Raw genomic sequence first — 17,765 nt, 5'->3', positions numbered from 1 at the left:
TCAGGGCGGCGGCGATTGAGCGCCCTGAGTCGGGCGCGTGCTGCAACGTAGCATAAGAATGGCTAAATTTTTGCGCACGAAATGCTCGCTGAATATACATAGTTCATTATAGAAATCAGATCCTTATTTAAGGAGTAGATCAATGGATACGTGTCGCATCACCATGGCGCAAGCGCTGGTCCGTTTTCTCAACCAGCAATACATCAGCGTAGACGGTGAAGAATCCCCTTTTGTGCAGGGCGTCATGACCATTTTTGGTCACGGTAATGTGCTGGGCATCGGTCAGGCGCTGGAGCAGGAGGCGAACCGCCTCACTGTGCATCAGGGGTGCAACGAACAAGGAATGGCGCACATCGCCGTTGGGTTCGCCAAACAGCACAAGCGGCGGAAAATTTATGCCGTGACCTCGTCGGTGGGGCCGGGGGCGGCAAATATGGTGACCGCCGCGGCGACCGCGACCGCCAACCGTATTCCGGTGCTGCTGTTGCCCGGCGATCTCTTCGCCTGCCGCCAGCCGGATCCGGTGTTGCAGCAGGTCGAGCAATATCACGATCTGTCGATCAGCACCAATGACTGCTTTAAACCGGTTTCTCGCTACTGGGATCGCATTAATCGCCCTGAGCAACTGATGAGCGCGCTGATTAACGCCATGCGCGTGCTGACCGATCCGGCCGATACCGGCGCGGTAACGCTGTGTTTACCGCAGGATGTGCAGGCGGAAGTCTGGGATTATCCGGCATCGTTCTTCCGCAAGCGCGTCCATCACCTCGAACGTCGCCCGCCAGATGCGGCACGGCTGGAGGAAGCGGCAGCGCTGATTGCCAGAAAGCGCCGCCCGATGCTGATTTGCGGCGGTGGCGTTCGTTATTCCGGCGCACATGATGCGCTGGCGCAGTTTGCCGAGCAGTTTGCGATTCCGTTTGGCGAAACGCAGGCGGGCAAAGGTGCGATTGTTTCCTCACATCCGCTGAACTGCGGTGGTATTGGCGTGACAGGCGGGCTGGCGGCGAATCGGCTGGCGCAAGAAGCGGATCTGGTGATTGGCGTCGGGACGCGTTTAACCGATTTTACCACCGGTTCCAAGTCGCTGTTTCAGAACCCGAACGTCGAATTTTTACTGCTCAACGTTGCCGAATTTGATGCGCTAAAACTGGATGCGCTGCCCCTGATCGCCGACGCGCGCGTCGGGCTACAAGCACTGGCCGAACGGCTGGCGACGGCGTCCTATCGTAGCGGCTGGCAGCAGGCTATTGAACAGGCGCGTGCGGAATGGGAACGCGAGCTACAGCGGCTGTTTACCGTGCAGGATAAAGGTGAACTGGTGCCTGAAGTGGTGGATGGTCTGGAAGACAAGCTGGATGAATATCGCCAGACGTTGAATACCCACCTGACGCAAACGCGCGTACTGGGGATCCTGAATGATGAACTGGAGGATAACGCGGTTGTCGTTGGCGCGGCAGGGTCGTTACCGGGCGATCTACAGCGCGTGTGGCAGGTAAAAACGCCGGACAGCTATCATCTGGAATATGGTTACTCCTGCATGGGGTACGAGATTGCGGCGGCAATTGGCGCGCGGCTTGCGGTGCCGCAACAGCCCGTCTACGCGATGGTTGGTGACGGTTCTTATCTGATGCTCCACACCGAACTGCAAACGGCGGTGCAAGAGGGCATCAAAATCACCGTGCTGCTGTTCGACAACGCGGGCTTTGGCTGTATCAACAACCTGCAAATGAGTCAGGGAATGGGGAGCTTCTGTACGGAAAACCGCTACCGCGATGCGGAATCGGGGCAACTGCGCGGTGCACTTATTCCGGTCGATTTCGCCAAGAACGCTGAAAGCTACGGCTGTAAAGCGTGGCGAGTGCATGATGAAACCTCGCTCAGACAGGCGCTGGTGGAATCACGCCAGCATACAGGACCGGTGCTGCTGGATATCAAAGTGCTGCCGAAGACCATGACGCACGGCTATGAATCCTGGTGGCGCACTGGCACGGCGCAGGTTGCGGATAATCCGGAGATTGAGACGGCTGCCAGTAACGTGAAAGCTGCGCTCTCCCGCGCACGGCAATATTAGGTAAATTTCCCTGCGTCACTGTCTCTTAGTCACATTTTTTATGAAGACTAAGAGACGGTTTCGTGCGCGATAATGCCGTCATTTCCATGCTACCCCGTAGCACGCGCCCGACAAGGGACGGCTCAAACGCCGCTCGCCCCTTGACCCCTGGCTTTACGGCTAAATTATGCCGCTGACGCGGTGCCTTCGTCGGTATCAGGCTTAACGGACCGCTTGCGACACGTTCCCGACGTGGCGCAAGCTTTCGCCGCGTCCTGCGGCTCATCCTAAGCCTGCTATCTCCTCAGCATAATTTTTTATGCCGTATAAGGGCAAAACCCTTGATGACCCCTGTAGTTATATCTCCGAGAGGGTTAAATGCAATGGGAGATAATGAATTGAAATATTCATTTCATTTTCAAACCACGGTTTCATTTTTCCCTCCCTTTTACGCCAGCGCCTAACCGATCCCCTGATAGGCATGTATACCCCCACAAACGTTCTCAGATGATGTGTGATTGGGGTTGCAGAAAACAGCGAAGATGTCATGAAAATGTTAACTGACACGCAAAAATATAATTTTCAATTTATACAAAACTGAAATAAATGTTTTATTTTAGCTATCAGGATTTGCGGTAAAAAGCGGGTGATGGGGCTGGGGGAAGAATGCGACTAGCCGTTATCCCGTCACTTTTTCAGTCTGGCATTAAACGCCACTCAGGCAGCAAGGGAGCATCTATGTTTAACATCGCTTTACTGGGCGCAGGCCGTATCGGCCAGGTCCATGCAGTGAACATCGCGGCACACAAAGAAACCAATCTTTACGCGGTCGTCGATCCTAACCCAACCAATGCCGCGACGCTGGCCGAACGCTACCATACCAAAGTGCAAACCGTGGATGAAGTCATGAACGATCCGGCGGTGCACGCCGTCCTGATTGCCTCTGCGACCGACACGCACGCCGACTTGATTGAGCTGGCTGCCAAACATGGCAAAGCCATTTTCTGCGAAAAACCCGTGCATCTGGATATTGCCCGCGTTCGCGATTGCCTGACCGTCGTCAAGCAGCAGAACGTGCCGCTGTTTGTCGGGTTTAACCGCCGCTATGACCCGCAATTCCGCCGCGTCAAAACGCTGGCTGGTGAGGGGCGCATCGGAAAACCAGAATCCCTGCTGATTATCTCCCGCGATCCGTCGCCGCCGCCTGCTGAATATGTTCGCGTTTCCGGCGGTATGTTCCGCGACATGACGATCCATGATTTCGATATGGCGCGCTTCATTATGGGCGAGGAGCCGGTGTCAGTCTTTGCACAAGGCAGCAATCTGGTCGATCCGGCCATTGGTGAGGCGGGTGACATTGATACCGCATTTATCGTGCTGAAATTTGCTTCTGGCGCGATGGCGACCATCGTCAACAGCCGCCGCTCCGGCTACGGCTACGATCAACGTCTCGAACTGCATGGCGCGAAAGGTGTGCTCAGCGCGGGCAATATCCGCGAAAACGTGGTCGAGCAGTGGACCGACGACGGCTGTCTGGCAGCGAAACCCGAATATTTCTTCCTACAACGCTATCACGCGGCGTACGCGGCAGAGTGGCAGCACTTTGTCGATGTACTGAATGGCCGCACCCAGCCGGAGTGCTCCGGTCTGGACGGTGAGCGTGCGTTGAATCTGGCGGATAAAGCCTTCGAATCCCTGGCTCAAGGCAAGGAGGTCGCCGTGTAACCGTACGGCACTCCGCGTTTTACCTGCTTTCAACCCTACACCCCTACCTATAACAGAAGCAGATGAAGAGAAAAGACATATGAAAAAGATCATCAGCGTTTCCGCAATCGCCATCGCACTGGGTCTGTCTGGTCTTGCTCAGGCCCAAAATGAACAAATCGTTTTCAGTACGCCGAATCTCGCTATGCCGTTTGAAGTTCACATGCAGCGCACCGCAGTTAAAGCCGCCAAAGAACTGGGCGTGAATTTGCAGGTGCTGGATGGGCAGGGTAGCTCGCCGAAGCAGGCCGCCGATTTGGAAAATGCCATCACGCGTGGCGCACTCGGCTTCGTGGTGTCACCGAATGATGTTAACGCGGTTTCCAGCGCAGTGACCGAAATTCAGGATGCCAAGTTGCCAGTCGTGACGCTGGATCGTTCGGTGAAAACGGAAAAAGCCGTGCCGCATTTTGGGGCGAATAACTACAAAGGTGGTCAGGCGATTGCCGACTATGTCAAAACCAAATTCCCGAATGGTGCAGAGATCATTCTGCTAACCGGCCAGCCGGGCTCTTCTTCTAATATCGAGCGGACGCAGGGGATTCGTGACAGCCTGAAAGCGGGCGGCAGCAAGTACCGCATTGTGGCCGATCAGACGGGGAACTGGATGCGTTCCGAAGGGATGCGCATCGTAGAAAGTGTTCTGCCGTCGCTGCCTAAACGCCCACAGGTGATCCTCTCTGCGAATGACGACATGGCGCTGGGCGCGATTGAAGCGTTACAGGGGCAAGGTCTGAAACCTGGCGAGGTAATGGTAACCGGTTTTGATGCTGTGCCAGAAGCATTGGCTCGTGTACGTGACGGCTGGCTGGCGGTTACCGCCGATCAGCGTCCGGGCTACGCTGTGACCACCGCATTGACGCAATTGACCAATAACATCCGCAGCAAAGCGCCTATCACCGGGGCAGACTACCAACCGACCATGATTACCAAAGATAACCTGAACGATGCCGAACGCATTGGTGAAGCGGGTAAATAAATCGTTCTCTACATAAAAGGTATTCAGCAGGCCGCGTTCGCGCGGCCTTGCGGGAGGAAGGTAAACATGACGGAACCCCTACTGAAGATTACCAATCTGGCAAAGAGCTTCTCCGGCGTGTGGGCGCTGAGCAACGCACAGCTGACCGTTCAGCCGGGAGAGATTCATGCGTTATTGGGCGAAAACGGCGCGGGTAAATCGACGCTATTGAAGGCGCTGGCTGGGGCACAACCGCAAACCAGCGGCGACATCTGGTTTGGCGGCGAAAAGCTGTTACCGCTTGAATCGCCGGTTGAGCGCCAAAAGCGGGGGATTATCACCATTTATCAGGAATTTAACCTGCTGCCCAATATGAGTGTGGCGGAGAACATGTTCCTGGGGCGTGAGCCGCAGCGTAGCGGCGTATTTGTGGATGCTCTGGCAGTCAATCGTGAGGCGAAAGCGGTACTGGATTATCTGAAATTGAACATTGCGCCGACGACGCAGGTGGCACGTTTGAGCGTGGCGCAGCAGCAGATGGTGGAAATCGCCAGAGCGCTGACATTGAACGCCAAGCTGATTGTGATGGATGAGCCGTCGGCGGCGTTGAGCGACAGTGAAGTCGACAGCCTGCACCGCGTGGTGCGCGAGCTTAAAGGACGCGGCGTGAGCGTGGTGTATGTCACGCACCGGCTGCACGAAGTCTTCCAACTGTGCGATCGGTTTACCGTGTTTCAGGATGGCCGCTACACCGGTTCCGGCGACGTCGCCAGCACGAATGTGCAGGAGATTATTCGCCTGATGGTCGGTCGCGACGTGGTGTTTAATCGCCGTCCGCCTTCAGAAACGCACCATCAGGATAAGCCGGTACGTCTGGCGGTAAAGGGCTTAAGCCGGGAAAAACCACCGCTGGATGCGCACGGCATCGCGCTAAAAGACATCAATTTCCAGGTACATGCGGGCGAAGTGCTCGGGATCGCCGGACTGGTGGGCGCAGGCCGTACGGAAATTGCACGCTGTCTGTTTGGTGCCGACGCGTTCTCAACCGGTGAGTTTGTGCTGGATGGCACCCCTTACCATCCGTCTACGCCGCTGCATGCGCTGTCCCAAGGCATCGCACTGGTGCCGGAAGACCGTAAGAAAGAAGGCGCGGTATTGGGGTTATCGATCAGGGAAAACATTTCACTCTCCAACCTCTCATCGCTCATGCGCTGGCGCTGGTTTGTGAACACCCGTAAGGAAGACGATCTGATTGAAGCTTACCGTCAGGCGCTGCACATCAAGATGGTGAACAGCGAGCAGGAGGTGCGCAAGCTGTCGGGCGGTAACCAGCAAAAGGTGATTCTTGCTCGCTGTATGGCGCTGAATCCCAAGGTATTGATTGTGGATGAGCCCACGCGCGGCATCGATGTCGGCACCAAGTCCGAAGTGCATCAGGTGCTGTTCGATATGGCGAAACGGGGCGTCGCCGTGATTGTGATTTCCTCCGACCTGCCGGAAATCATGGCGATTTCCGACCGCATCATCACGCTCAGCGAAGGGCGAATTAGCGGGGAAATTCATGGCGATGACGCCACAGAAGAAAAACTGATGACGATGATGGCCATTTGCCACGACGCATTACACGCAGCATAACGGAGGTGACGCATGTCCCAGCAGCCGCTTTCTAAGAGCATTACGCCGTCCAATCCGCGCGGACGTTTTGATCCGATTGCTTTTTTCGAACGCTTCGGCGTGTTTATTTTCATGATTTTGCTGCTGATCTTCTTTCAGTCGCAGAACAGTAACTTTTTGTCCGAACGCAACATCACCAACATCCTGACCGAAGTTTCCATCTACGGCATCATGGCGGTAGGGATGACGTTCGTCATTCTGACCGCCGGGATCGACCTGTCCGTCGGCTCAATTCTGGCAGTGTGTGCCATCACTGCCGCTTCGGTAATTAAAGGCGACAACTTCACCACCGTTGATCCTGATGCCTGGTTCGGCTTGAGCTGGCTGGTTGCGTTGGGCATCTGTCTGGCAATGGGTACCTTCATTGGTTTCCTGCATGGTTTAGGGGTAACCAAACTGCGTCTGCCACCGTTTATCGTCACGCTGGGCGGGATGACGATCTGGCGCGGGTTAACGCTGGTGATGAACGATGGAGCGCCGATTGCTGGTTTTGACCCTGGCTATCGCTGGTGGGGGCGGGGCGAGATTCTCGGTATTTCAGTGCCAATCTGGATCTTCGCGCTGGTCGCCTTGCTGGGCTATCTGGCGCTGCACAAAACCCGCTGGGGCCGCTTCGTCTACGCCATTGGCGGCAACACCGAAGCTGCGCGTCTGGCTGGGGTGAATGTGCAGCGAGTGCTGGTCAGCGTTTACGTCGTGATTGGCTGTCTGGCTGGTCTGGCGGGCTTTATTCTCAGCGCCCGTCTCGGCAGCGCAGAAGCGGTCGCGGGGATCACCTTCGAGCTGCGCGTCATCGCCTCGGTGGTCATCGGCGGCACCTCGCTGATGGGCGGTTACGGCCGGATCAGCGGCACCATTATCGGCTCGATCATCATGGGGATCCTGATTAACGGACTGGTATTGATGAACGTATCGGCCTACTACCAACAGATCATCACCGGGTTAATTATCGTGCTGGCCGTGGCGTTCGACACCTATGCCAAGAGCCGTCGCGGCGCTATCTGAGCCGCACCCGTACCGATTCTTTTTTTGCACCGAGGTGGATATGAAGGATGTACGCATTGGGTTAATCGGCACCGGCTATATCGGCCGTGCACATGCCATCGCTTACGCGCAGGCACCGACGGTCTTCCCGCTGAAAGGCAACCTGGTGAAGGCGATGTTGGCAGAAGTGTCGCCGGAGCTGGCGGCCAAACGGGCGCAGGAGTTCGGTTTTCAGCGCTCAACGGGGGACTGGCGTGCGCTGGTGGCGGATCCAGACATTGACGTGGTGGATATCTGCGCGCCGAACTTTCTGCATAAGACGATGGCGATGGCGGCTATCCAGCACGGCAAGCACGTTTACTCGGAAAAGCCGCTGGCGCTGAACGCACGTGATGCCAGAGAAATGGTTGATGCCGCGCAGCGGGCGGGCGTGAAAACGCTGGTGGGTTTCAATTACATGAAAAATCCGACCTCACAGTTGGCCAAAGAGATTATCGCCAGCGGCGAGATTGGCGAGGTGGTGCATTTTTACGGCACGCATAACGAGGATTATCTGGCCGATCCGAACAAGCCGGCGGATTGGCACTGTTTCAAAGAAACCGCCGGGCTGGGGGCGCTGGGGGATCTGGCTGCGCATATCGTCAACATGGCGCAGTATCTGGTGGGAGATATCGCCAGCGTCTGCGGCGATCTGCAAACGGTGATTGCGCAGCGTCCGACAGCACCGGGTAGCAGCGAATTAGTACAGGTCGAAAATGAAGATCAGGCGCATGCGATGGTGCGTTTCGCCAGCGGCGCGCGCGGCGTGATTGAAACCTCGCGTATCGCCTGCGGCCGCAAAATGGGGCTGACCTACGTGGTGACCGGTACGAAAGGCACGCTGAGTTTCACACAGGAACGCATGGCGGAGCTGAAGCTCTATCGGCATGACGAACCAGAGAACCGGCAGGGATTCAAAACGCTGCTGACCGGACCGCAGCATCCTGACTATGCGGCCTTCTGCGCCAGCGCCGGACACGGTATTGGATTTAACGATCAGAAAACGGTGGAGGTGCGCGATCTGATCGATGGCATTGCGGCTGACGTCCCGATGTGGCCGGATTTCGAAGAGGGCTGGAAAGTCTCGCGAGTTCTGGATGCGATCGTGCTGTCACACGAAACGGCGCGTTGGGTGAACGTGGACGACGTGGGCTAATACGCCAGCTGATGTGATTTCTTCTTTTTTTACAGGATTGGCTGCTATGAGTAAGGAAAAGACGTTTGATGTGATTTGCATGGGGCGCGTTGCTGTCGATCTGTACGGGCAGCAAATCGGCGCGCGTCTGGAAGATATGGGCAGCTTTGCCAAGTATCTGGGCGGATCGTCCGGCAACGTGGCTTACGGCACGGCGCGACAGGGGCTGCGTTCTTCTATGCTGGCGCGGGTGGGCGATGAGCATATGGGGCGCTTCCTGCGTGAAGAGCTGAATCAGGTTGGCTGTGACACCAGCCATTTAATTACCGATAAGGAACGTCTGACGGCGCTGGTGCTGTTGGGCATCAAAGATCGCGATACCTTTCCGCTGATTTTCTACCGCGATAACTGTGCCGATATGGCGATTTCTCCGGGGGATTTCACCGAGGATTACATCGCATCGTCACGCTGTCTGGCGATTACCGGTACGCATCTCTCTCATCCTAACACGCGCGAAGCCGTGTTGACGGCGCTGCAATACGCGCGGCGTAACGGGGTGAAGACGGTGCTGGACATTGACTATCGTCCGGTGCTGTGGGGACTGACATCGCTGGGCGACGGTGAAACCCGCTTTGTTGAAGCGCAGGCGGTTACGGAGCAGTTGCAGCAGGTGCTGTCGCTGTTCGACGTGATTGTCGGCACCGAGGAGGAGTTCCACATTGCGGGCGGCAGTACGGATACCTTGCAGGCGCTGCGTACGGTACGCCAGCACACGCAGGCGGAACTGGTGTGTAAGCGTGGGGCATTGGGCTGCTCAGTATTTAGTGACGCTATCCCAGACCATTTGGATAAAGGCATCACGATCAAAGGCGTGCGCGTGGATGTACTGAATGTGCTGGGCGCGGGCGATGCGTTTATGTCTGGCCTGCTGCGTGGCTATCTTAACGGCGAAGGCTGGGAGAAATCCTGTGCGTACGCCAATGCCTGCGGCGCACTGGTGGTATCACGTCACGGCTGTGCGCCAGCCATGCCAAGCAAGATCGAACTGGATAACTATCTGGCGCGCGCGGCGAGCGTCCCACGCCCCGATCTGGACGAAGAGCTTAACCATCTGCACCGCGTTACCACGCGTCGTAAACAGTGGCATGAGCTGTGCGTGATTGCGTTCGATCACCGCAGCCAGTTGGAAGACATGGCGCTGAACTGCGGCACGGAAATTAACCGTATTCCGGCATTGAAGAAGCTGATTTTACGTGCCAGCTATGAGGCGGCGCAGCAGGCAGGGCTGGACGGCAAGGCGGGGCTGCTGTGCGACGGTACGTTCGGACAGGATGCGCTGAATGACATCACTGGAAAAGGCTGGTGGATCGGCAGGCCGATTGAGCTGCCGGGATCGCGTCCGTTAATGATGGAGCGCGGCAATATCGGTTCACAGCTGGTGAGCTGGCCGCTGGAACACGTAGTGAAATGTCTGGTGTTCTTCCACCCGGAAGATGCTCACGCACTGCGGCGCGAGCAGGAAATGAAGGTGATGGAGGTCTATCAGGCCTGTCGTCAATCCGGCCATGAACTGCTGCTCGAAGTCATTCTGCCTGCGGGGATGCCGCACAGCGATGCGCTTTATCTGCGTGCCATTCAACGCTTCTACAACCTTGGCGTGCGTCCCGACTGGTGGAAACTGCCACCGCTGTCCTCTGAAGGCTGGGAACAGCTTACGCCGCTGCTGGCGCAGCGCGATCCCTACTGTCGGGGCGTGGTCATTCTGGGGCTGGATGCGCCGCTGGAAACGCTGCAACAGGGTTTCAGCGCCGCCGTCGGTTTCCCGATTGTGAAAGGTTTTGCCGTTGGTCGCACCCTGTTTGCCCAGCCTGCACAGAAGTGGCTGCGTAACGAGATCGACGACGCCGAATTGATTGAGCAAGTTAAGCATAACTACCTGCAACTGATCGCCGTCTGGCGGCAGCGCGGTTAACCCATTTTTATATGATCGAATAAAGGGACATAACATGACCGTTCAACTTGGTATTAATCCACTCACCTGGACAAATGACGACCTGCCTTCTCTGGGCGCGGACACGCCGCTGGAAACCTGCCTGAGTGAAGGGCGTCAGGCAGGCTTCGCTGGTTTTGAATTAGGTAACAAATTCCCACGTCAGGCCAGCGTGCTGGGGCCAATTTTGCAAGCGCACGATCTGCGTTTAGTCTCCGGCTGGTATTCCGGTGAACTACTCACCCGCTCAGTAGAAGAAGAGATTGAAGCGGTGCAGGGACATCTGGCGTTATTGCGCGATCTCGGTGCGACGGTGCTGGTGTTTGCCGAAGTCACGGGCGCGATTCATGGCGACCAACAAAAACCGGTCCATCTGCGTCCGCGTTTCCCGGAGGAGCGCTGGCCGGAATACGGCAAAAAGCTGACCGAATTTGCGCGCTACACGCAAAGTCAGGGCGTACAGATTGCCTATCATCACCATATGGGAACGGTGATTGAAAGTGCGCAGGACGTGGATAATCTGATGGAACATACCGGGCCAGAGGTGGGGCTGTTGCTGGATACCGGCCATCTGACGTTTGCCGGGGCCGATCCGGTGGCGGTGGCGAAGCGCTGGATTAGCCGCATCAATCATGTCCACTGCAAAGATATTCGCCCTGATGTGTTGAAAGATGTGAAAAACCGCAAGACCAGCTTCTTAGACGCAGTGCTGAGCGGTGTCTTTACCGTACCGGGCGACGGTTGCGTGGATTATCCGACGGTATTCAGCATTCTGAAAGCCAATCATTACAGCGGGTGGCTGGTGGTCGAAGCGGAACAAGATCCGGCCGTTGCGCATCCGCTGACGTATGCGACGCTGGGCTACAATAACTTGCAGCGTTTCGCCCAACAGGCGGAATTGATCTGACTTGTGGAGATATACCCCGCGTATTCACGCTGCCGGCCAACCAACATGCAGGCAGCGTGAAGTTGGGGTAGATATGGAGGCAAAAAGATGTCCCGACTCTTATCACGCCATCGTGCCCCTGACGAACATGGCCGTACGCAGCACATCACGCCGGAAACGGCAGGCTGGCGCTATGTGGGATTCGATGTGTATCAACTGGTACCGGAACAGGTGCTATCGCTGCCTGCCAGCGACAACGAGTGCTGTCTGGTGCTGGTGAGCGGCAAAGCGACGGTTGTCACCCCGAGTGAGTGCTTCGAGCAGATTGGCGACAGAATGAGCCCGTTTGAGCGTAGAAAACCCTATGCAGTTTATGTCACGGCGGGAGAGACGGTGACGGTAACGGCGCACACGGCGCTGGAGCTGGCGGTTTGTGCCGCCCCGGGGCTTGGCACGCACCCAACCCGACTGATTGCGCCGCAGGATATCGACGCCGAACAGCGCGGTGCCGGCAATAATCAGCGCTATGTACATAACATTTTGCCCGAAGACAAAGCAGCAGACAGCCTGTTGGTGGTCGAAGTGTACACCGATGAAGGTTGCACCAGTTCTTACCCTAGCCACAAGCACGATGTCGATAATCCGCCGCAGGAAACCTATCTGGAAGAAACTTACTATCATCGTTTGAACCCAGGGCAGGGATTCTGTCTGCAACGCGTCTATACCGATGACCGTTCATTAGATGAATGCATGGCGGTATACGATAAAGACGTGGTGCAGGTGCCACGTGGCTACCATCCGGTCGCCACCATCGCAGGCTATGATAGCTATTACCTAAATGTGATGGCAGGTCCTACGCGTCAGTGGCGCTTTACCTGGGAAGCGGATCACCAGTGGATCAACAGCCCCGAGTATGCGGCTAAGCACGGGCAGGGCAAAGCGTAGCGATACTGATAAACGAGCTTAAGAATGGGGAGTGGCTTATGGATAACCAGTAGGCTGCTGCCCTATCATCTGGGGGAGATGAATGCTTGGGAGAATAGTTGGCTAACTAGACATTTTTAATCCGCTTCATCTGCCCGCAAGTCGCTTTCATAATCCTGACCGCCATGCCAAATACCCAGAACCGTTACTGTGCTTTTTTCTTCATCCACCATAAAAGCAATAAGTGTTTTTTTACGATGATTGGTAACACGCAGCCCAGGTAAAATATCGCTGCGTTGGTTTCCTCTTTCGGGGAATAACTCAAGCGATTCACAGTAACTGATAATACTTTCGGTATAGCTGAGTGCGGTTTTAGGGGAGGCGACTTTCGCTATATAGCGGTACAGTGCTGCCAGTTGTTCTCCCGCTTCCGGTGCGAATACTACCCTGTAATCCATTACTCTTCTCCGGTCATCTTCCTGAACTCGGCTTTTAATCTGTTCCTAATTTCACTACTGCTGAGGCTTTCTGTTTCACCGCGTTGCAGTGCGTTCCAGGCGGGAACGACTTGTTCCTGCAGCCAATTCTCTACTGCATTATCGCGTGCAATCAACGCTCGAAGTCCTTCTCGAATAACCTCACTTTCTGACGCATATTCACCGCTGGCAACTCGGGCTTTCACCTGAGCAGCCATTTCATTCGGTAGCGTTATACTCATCTGTTGTGTTGTTCTCATTGCCTACCCCTTGAAATTACCGATAGGATTTAATCATACTCATTATTTCCCATGTTGTCAGGGGCGAACCACTGAATCAAGCCTCTCGGTTCTCCGAAATATTATCGAGTTTACCTTCTTTCAAATAGCCAATATGGCTGGCCATCAGCTCGGCTTCCTGTTCACTGTGTGTGACGAGAAGCGCGGTTTGTCCGGCATCGCGTAGGATGTCACGCACTTCCTGCCCCAGCCGTTTGCGGCTGTCGGGGTCGAGGCTGGATAGCGGCTCGTCGAGCAGCAGCACAGCAGGCTGCGGGGCCAATGCTCGTGCGAGCGCGATTCGCTGCTGTTGTCCGCCGGACATCTCATGCGGGTAACGCTGCGCCAGGGAGGCAAGATCGACCAGTTCAAGCATGGCGCGGACGCGTGAGTGTTGTAGATCTTTCGGCTGTTTTCTCAGGCCAAAGGCAATATTCTGCGCGGCGGTCAGATGGGGAAACAGCGCATAGTCCTGAAACACCATTCCGACGTTGCGCTGTTCCGGCGGCAGATGCACGTCTGGGCCGGCCACACAGCGTCCGCCGACGTGAATCGTTCCCTGAGTCAGATGCTCAAAACCTGCGATCGCGCGTAAAGCGGTAGTTTTACCGCATCCTGATGCTCCCAGCAGGCAGGCCAGTTCACCGGCGGCAACCTGCATGGAAAAACCGTTTAGCACATGATGAAAATTATGCTTGTGCCCGTAGGCGACGTGGACATTGTTCAGAACGAGTGTAGCCTCAGACACCTTGACTCTTCCTCATGATTTTCATTCTTTCTCAACCGATGTTTTTAGCTGACTGCGGGCCAACAGCACGACGGGGAGCGTGCCTGCCATCACAATCAGCAATGCGGCAATGGCGCCTTCTTCATAGGTGCCTCTGGCTGCTTCGGCATAGAGGACGGTTGCCAGCGTCTCGAAATTGACCGGGCGCAGCAGCAGCGTGGCGGGAAGTTCTTTCATCGCATCGGCAAACACCAATAGCGCACTGGTCACCAGCGCCGGACGCAGCAGGGGAAGGTGTACGCGGAAAAACGTGACGAATTCACTTTCGCCCAGCAAACGCGATGCCTGTTCCATGACGGGAGGAATACGCGTCAGTCCGGCATCAAGCGCGCCAATTCCAATCGCCATAAAGCGAATAGCGCAGCAGATCACCAGCAGAATTCCGGCAGAAAGCAGGGGTAATCCCTTGTAGCCTAGCAGGTCGGCGAGGAAATTATCCGTCGCCATACCGGGCGTCAGCAGGCCAATCGCCAACACGGTACCGGGCACGGCATAGCCCAGCGAGGCGATTCTCAGTATCGTGCGGCGGCGTTCAGGTGAGCGGTCGGTGATAGCCGAATGGCGGGCGTACCACGCAATAATCAGGCTCACGACGGTGACGACCACCGTGACGCCAACGGCCAGCAGCAGCGAGTTCTGTAATGACCGTATCAGACCAGCGGAGATCGTTACGCTATCGCCCAGTCGTTTCGCACTTTCCCAGGCCAGAAAGAGGGCAGGAGCGATGAAGCCGAGCAGAATCGGTAACGCCGTCGCGCAGGTTGCCAACCAGGCGCGAACTCCTTTCAACGGCGCGGGCATGATGCCGCGCATCTGTCGGCTGGTGCCATAACGCTGGTTTTTCCGGCCGTAATATTCCAACGTCAGCAGCAGGATGACTACCGTCAGCATGGTGCAGGCGATTTGTGCTGCCGCAGGTAAATCCGAACGGGTAACCCAGGTGGTGTAAACCGTGACGGTCAGCGTATTTACGCCCAGAAACTCGGAAGCGCCAATGTCATTCAGCGTTTCCAGCAAGGCCAGACTGGTGCCAACGGCAAGCGCAGGGCGCGCCATCGGTAGGGCAACGTGCAGAAAAGTGCCCGTTGCACTCAACCCCAGCGTGCGTGCGGCTTCCAGCAGGTGTGCGGGCTGGCTGATAAACATCGCCCGCATGGTCAGATAAACGTACGGATAGAGCACCAGACCGAGCAGCAGAATCGCGCCCGTCATGGATCGCAGATCCGGCAAACGGAACTGACGCGGACTGTCGTAGCCCAGCAGGCTGCGGATCGCTTCCTGAATCGGCCCAATCGGATGCAACAGATCGAGCCAGGCAAAAGCGACAATGTAAGTTGGCATCGCCAGCGGTAACAGCAGTGCCCAGCTAAATAGCTGTCTGCCGGGAAAATCAAACGCGGTCACCAGCCAGGCGCAGCCTGCGCCAATCACCATGACCAGCACGCCGACGCCGAGAAGGAGGATCACCGTATTGAGCGCGGCATCGGGCAGTACGTAGCGCATTAGGTGATCCCAATGGCCGACTCCCGCGCCTGCGGCTAACCAAAGCAGGGAAACCAGCGGAGCCAGTACGCCGAGTGCAATGATAACGGCAGCGATGCGAAGCGGAGAAAAAAAGAGGCGCGGCCGCCCGAAGGCGCCGCGCAGGGTTGACGAACCGGTCTTATTGATCGAATCCAACTTTATCTACCAACTGACTGGCCTGTTTACGGAATTTAACGATGTCGGTCAGCGGGATGCTATCGACATCCACTTCGCCGATCGTGCTGCCAATGGTGGAATCCAGCGTGACGCCTTTGCGAACCGGATACTCATAGTTTGCCTGTGCGTAGAGTTGCTGAGCCGGTGCAGAAACCAGATATTCCATCAATTTCACTGCCTGATCTTTATGCGGTGCATGGCGTGCAACGGCTGCGCCAGTGATATTGACGTGCGTGCCGCCATTTTCAAATTTAGGCTGAACCACTTTGATGGCATCGCCCCATTTACGGGCGTCGGTGCCTTCTTTGGCATTCTTCATGTGGCCAACATAGTAAGAGTTCGCCAGACCCACATCACAGATGCCGCCGAGGATATCGCGCGCGACGTCGCGGTCACCGCCAGTGGCTTTACGCGCCAGGTTGTCTTTCACGCCGCGCAGCCAGGTTTCAGTCTTGGCTTCGCCGTGGTGCGCAATCATTGCGGCAACCAGCGCGGTATTGTAAGGGTGTTGACCCGCACGGATACACACTTTGCCTTTCCATTTTGGATCGGCCAGATTTTCGTACGTAATGCCGGTCAGCGGCAGTGATTTTTCCGCATAGAGCACGCGGGAACGCATCGACAGACCAAACCACTGGTTGTCTTTGTCTCGCAGCGCAGCCGGAATGACCTCGGTTAATGTGCTGGACTGAATCGGCTGTGTGACACCGGCTTCGACCAGATCGATCAGGTTACCGGCATCAACGGTCATCAGCAGGTCAGCCGGTGAGTTTTGGCCTTCGGCTTTCACACGCTCCAGCATACCGTCTTTGATGAACACGGTATTGACTTTAACCGACGTCTCTTTAGTGAACGCATCCAGCAGCGGCTGAATCAGGCCGGGCTCACGTGTGGTATAGAGGGTCAGAGAGTCATCTGCTGCGGCAGCAGGCAGGGCGTAGGCAACCATCAGCGATGAAGCTAGCGTCAGCAGGCGCGCTTTTTTGCGCAGAACGGACAGCGTTTTTGACATGTTATTATCTTCTCCAGAGTGAATGTGATGCGTAAATTAATAAAATAAGGAGATATTTTCGGCAGGTGACAAAAACTATATATGATAATCACTCTTGTTTGCAATCTCATTAGTGCTTGCGCGTTGTTATCGTGATGGGGGTCAACATAAGCACCTATCGAGGCGGCCTGTGGCCTTATTGATCTGTATGTTGGCAAAAGCAGCTAGGGGGGATGACCATGATGGGATGGGTGCTACGACGTCTGGCTTTCGGCCAGCCTGCTGATATGAATGGTGAGCCAGGTGAGCTCTTCTTTCGGTAAGGCCATTTGATATTTTTCCTGAACGTAATCCCTGATGGCCCAAGAAATCGCCATCGCTTCAGGGTAGTGTTTTAGCAGCTCCTGATAGAAATCGTCCGTGCGTCCCGGTGCGATTTTGCGGGCAATCACCCGTTCGGAAAAATAGCGCAGATGGGTGATAAAGCGAAGGTAATCGACGGCGTTGACGTCGATATTCTTATTGAGTTTGTAGCGAACAATTTCCGCCAGACGATTCACTAACTGAACCTGCTGATGGGCATCGGCAATTTCGGCGCTGCCAGCGGCATTAATGAGATGAAACGCGATGTTGACGGCTTCGTCATCAGGCAGCGTGACGTTAAAGCGCGCCGACACGCGGTCTTTTGCCTGCACGCCGATGGCGTACTCTTTTTGGTAATAGCGTTTGACTTCCCAACTGAGCTTATTGACGAAGTGGTTGCCCGTTTTGCTGCGTTCAACCGCGAAATAGAGATGTTCCGCCAGCGTAAAGAACAGCACCGAATTAAGCTTTTCGGCGTACTGGCTTTGCGCCAGCGTGACAATCTCATGCGTGATGTCAAAAAAAGCCGCAGGAATCGTGTCGGTCAATGAAAGGAAATGCCGTGATTTCAGATTTTCCAGTGGAATGAAAACCTGCTCAACATGCGTCACATCAATCAACGAACCGGGTCTGGCACCAAATCCGATGCCTTTGCCCAACAGGATCATCTCCTGCTGTTCATGATCGACTAACAGCATGCTGTTGTTTAACGCTTTTTTCACTTTAATCACGCTGGCTTCCTAATCACGGTGACTTCCCGAT

15 protein-coding genes are annotated in these 17,765 nt (G+C 55.7%); 9 read left to right on the top strand and 6 right to left on the bottom strand.

Annotation, left to right across the window (positions count from 1 at the left end; all coding sequences use genetic code 11):
- Nucleotides 1-142 precede the first annotated feature (142 nt).
- The 9 genes from iolD to iolB all read left to right on the top strand — a co-directional run bounded on the left by iolD (nt 143) and on the right by iolB (nt 12,428).
- On the top strand, nt 143-2,074 hold the full coding sequence (gene iolD, locus I2D83_RS15330; protein WP_205946855.1) for a 3D-(3,5/4)-trihydroxycyclohexane-1,2-dione acylhydrolase (decyclizing): 1,932 nt from the start codon (nt 143-145) through the stop codon (nt 2,072-2,074).
- Nucleotides 2,075-2,791: 717 nt separating this feature from the next.
- Nucleotides 2,792-3,778, top strand: coding sequence for an inositol 2-dehydrogenase (iolG, locus tag I2D83_RS15325; RefSeq protein WP_015839610.1), 987 nt, complete (start codon nt 2,792-2,794; stop codon nt 3,776-3,778).
- A gap of 79 nt (nt 3,779-3,857) precedes the next feature.
- Nucleotides 3,858-4,796 carry a substrate-binding domain-containing protein gene (locus I2D83_RS15320; protein WP_015839611.1) on the top strand — a complete coding sequence of 313 codons (939 nt, stop codon included), beginning with the start codon at nt 3,858-3,860 and terminating at the stop codon, nt 4,794-4,796.
- Between the two features lie 66 nt (nt 4,797-4,862).
- Nucleotides 4,863-6,410 (top strand): sugar ABC transporter ATP-binding protein, encoded by a 1,548-nt coding sequence (locus I2D83_RS15315; RefSeq protein ID WP_181848284.1) that lies wholly within the window; start codon nt 4,863-4,865, stop codon nt 6,408-6,410.
- A 12-nt stretch (nt 6,411-6,422) separates the two neighbouring features.
- Nucleotides 6,423-7,454: an ABC transporter permease gene (locus I2D83_RS15310; RefSeq protein ID WP_015839613.1), complete on the top strand. Its 1,032-nt coding sequence runs from the start codon at nt 6,423-6,425 to the stop codon at nt 7,452-7,454.
- Nucleotides 7,455-7,494: 40 nt separating this feature from the next.
- A complete protein-coding gene (locus I2D83_RS15305) occupies nt 7,495-8,628 on the top strand; it encodes a Gfo/Idh/MocA family protein (RefSeq protein ID WP_015839614.1) in 1,134 nt (377 codons plus the stop codon).
- Nucleotides 8,629-8,674: 46 nt separating this feature from the next.
- Nucleotides 8,675-10,579, top strand: a complete 1,905-nt coding sequence (locus I2D83_RS15300) for a bifunctional 5-dehydro-2-deoxygluconokinase/5-dehydro-2-deoxyphosphogluconate aldolase (protein ID WP_205946854.1) — start codon at nt 8,675-8,677, stop codon at nt 10,577-10,579.
- A gap of 34 nt (nt 10,580-10,613) precedes the next feature.
- A complete protein-coding gene (gene iolE, locus I2D83_RS15295) occupies nt 10,614-11,504 on the top strand; it encodes a myo-inosose-2 dehydratase (protein ID WP_205946853.1) in 891 nt (296 codons plus the stop codon).
- A gap of 87 nt (nt 11,505-11,591) precedes the next feature.
- Nucleotides 11,592-12,428 (top strand): 5-deoxy-glucuronate isomerase, encoded by an 837-nt coding sequence (iolB, locus tag I2D83_RS15290; RefSeq protein WP_205946852.1) that lies wholly within the window; start codon nt 11,592-11,594, stop codon nt 12,426-12,428.
- A 116-nt stretch (nt 12,429-12,544) separates the two neighbouring features.
- Here the strand turns inward: iolB and I2D83_RS15285 are convergent, their stop codons facing one another.
- The 6 genes from I2D83_RS15285 to I2D83_RS15260 all read right to left on the bottom strand — a co-directional run bounded on the left by I2D83_RS15285 (nt 12,545) and on the right by I2D83_RS15260 (nt 17,734).
- Nucleotides 12,545-12,865, bottom strand: coding sequence for a type II toxin-antitoxin system RelE/ParE family toxin (locus I2D83_RS15285; protein ID WP_181844479.1), 321 nt, complete (start codon nt 12,863-12,865; stop codon nt 12,545-12,547).
- Entirely contained in the window at nt 12,865-13,143 is a 279-nt protein-coding gene (locus tag I2D83_RS15280) for a type II toxin-antitoxin system ParD family antitoxin (RefSeq protein WP_181829439.1), read from the bottom strand. The genes I2D83_RS15285 and I2D83_RS15280 overlap by 1 nt, the downstream gene beginning before the upstream one ends.
- Nucleotides 13,144-13,219: 76 nt before the next feature.
- Nucleotides 13,220-13,909 carry an ABC transporter ATP-binding protein gene (locus I2D83_RS15275; protein WP_205946851.1) on the bottom strand — a complete coding sequence of 230 codons (690 nt, stop codon included), beginning with the start codon at nt 13,907-13,909 and terminating at the stop codon, nt 13,220-13,222.
- 21 nt (nt 13,910-13,930) lie between these two features.
- A complete protein-coding gene (locus I2D83_RS15270; RefSeq protein WP_043881735.1) occupies nt 13,931-15,628 on the bottom strand; it encodes an ABC transporter permease in 1,698 nt (565 codons plus the stop codon).
- A complete protein-coding gene (locus I2D83_RS15265; protein WP_015839620.1) occupies nt 15,612-16,661 on the bottom strand; it encodes a Fe(3+) ABC transporter substrate-binding protein in 1,050 nt (349 codons plus the stop codon). Before I2D83_RS15265 ends, I2D83_RS15270 begins: the two co-directional genes overlap by 17 nt.
- Before the next feature lie 233 nt (nt 16,662-16,894).
- On the bottom strand, nt 16,895-17,734 hold the full coding sequence (locus I2D83_RS15260; protein WP_181829442.1) for a PRD domain-containing protein: 840 nt from the start codon (nt 17,732-17,734) through the stop codon (nt 16,895-16,897).
- Between the last annotated feature and the right edge of the window lie 31 nt (nt 17,735-17,765).

Source organism: Pectobacterium aroidearum, from assembly GCF_015689195.1.
In the GTDB taxonomy this organism is placed as follows: Bacteria; Pseudomonadota; Gammaproteobacteria; order Enterobacterales; family Enterobacteriaceae; genus Pectobacterium; species Pectobacterium aroidearum.
The sequence above is the reverse complement of the archived record's forward strand: the minus strand, read 5'-3'. Positions and strand labels throughout refer to the sequence as shown.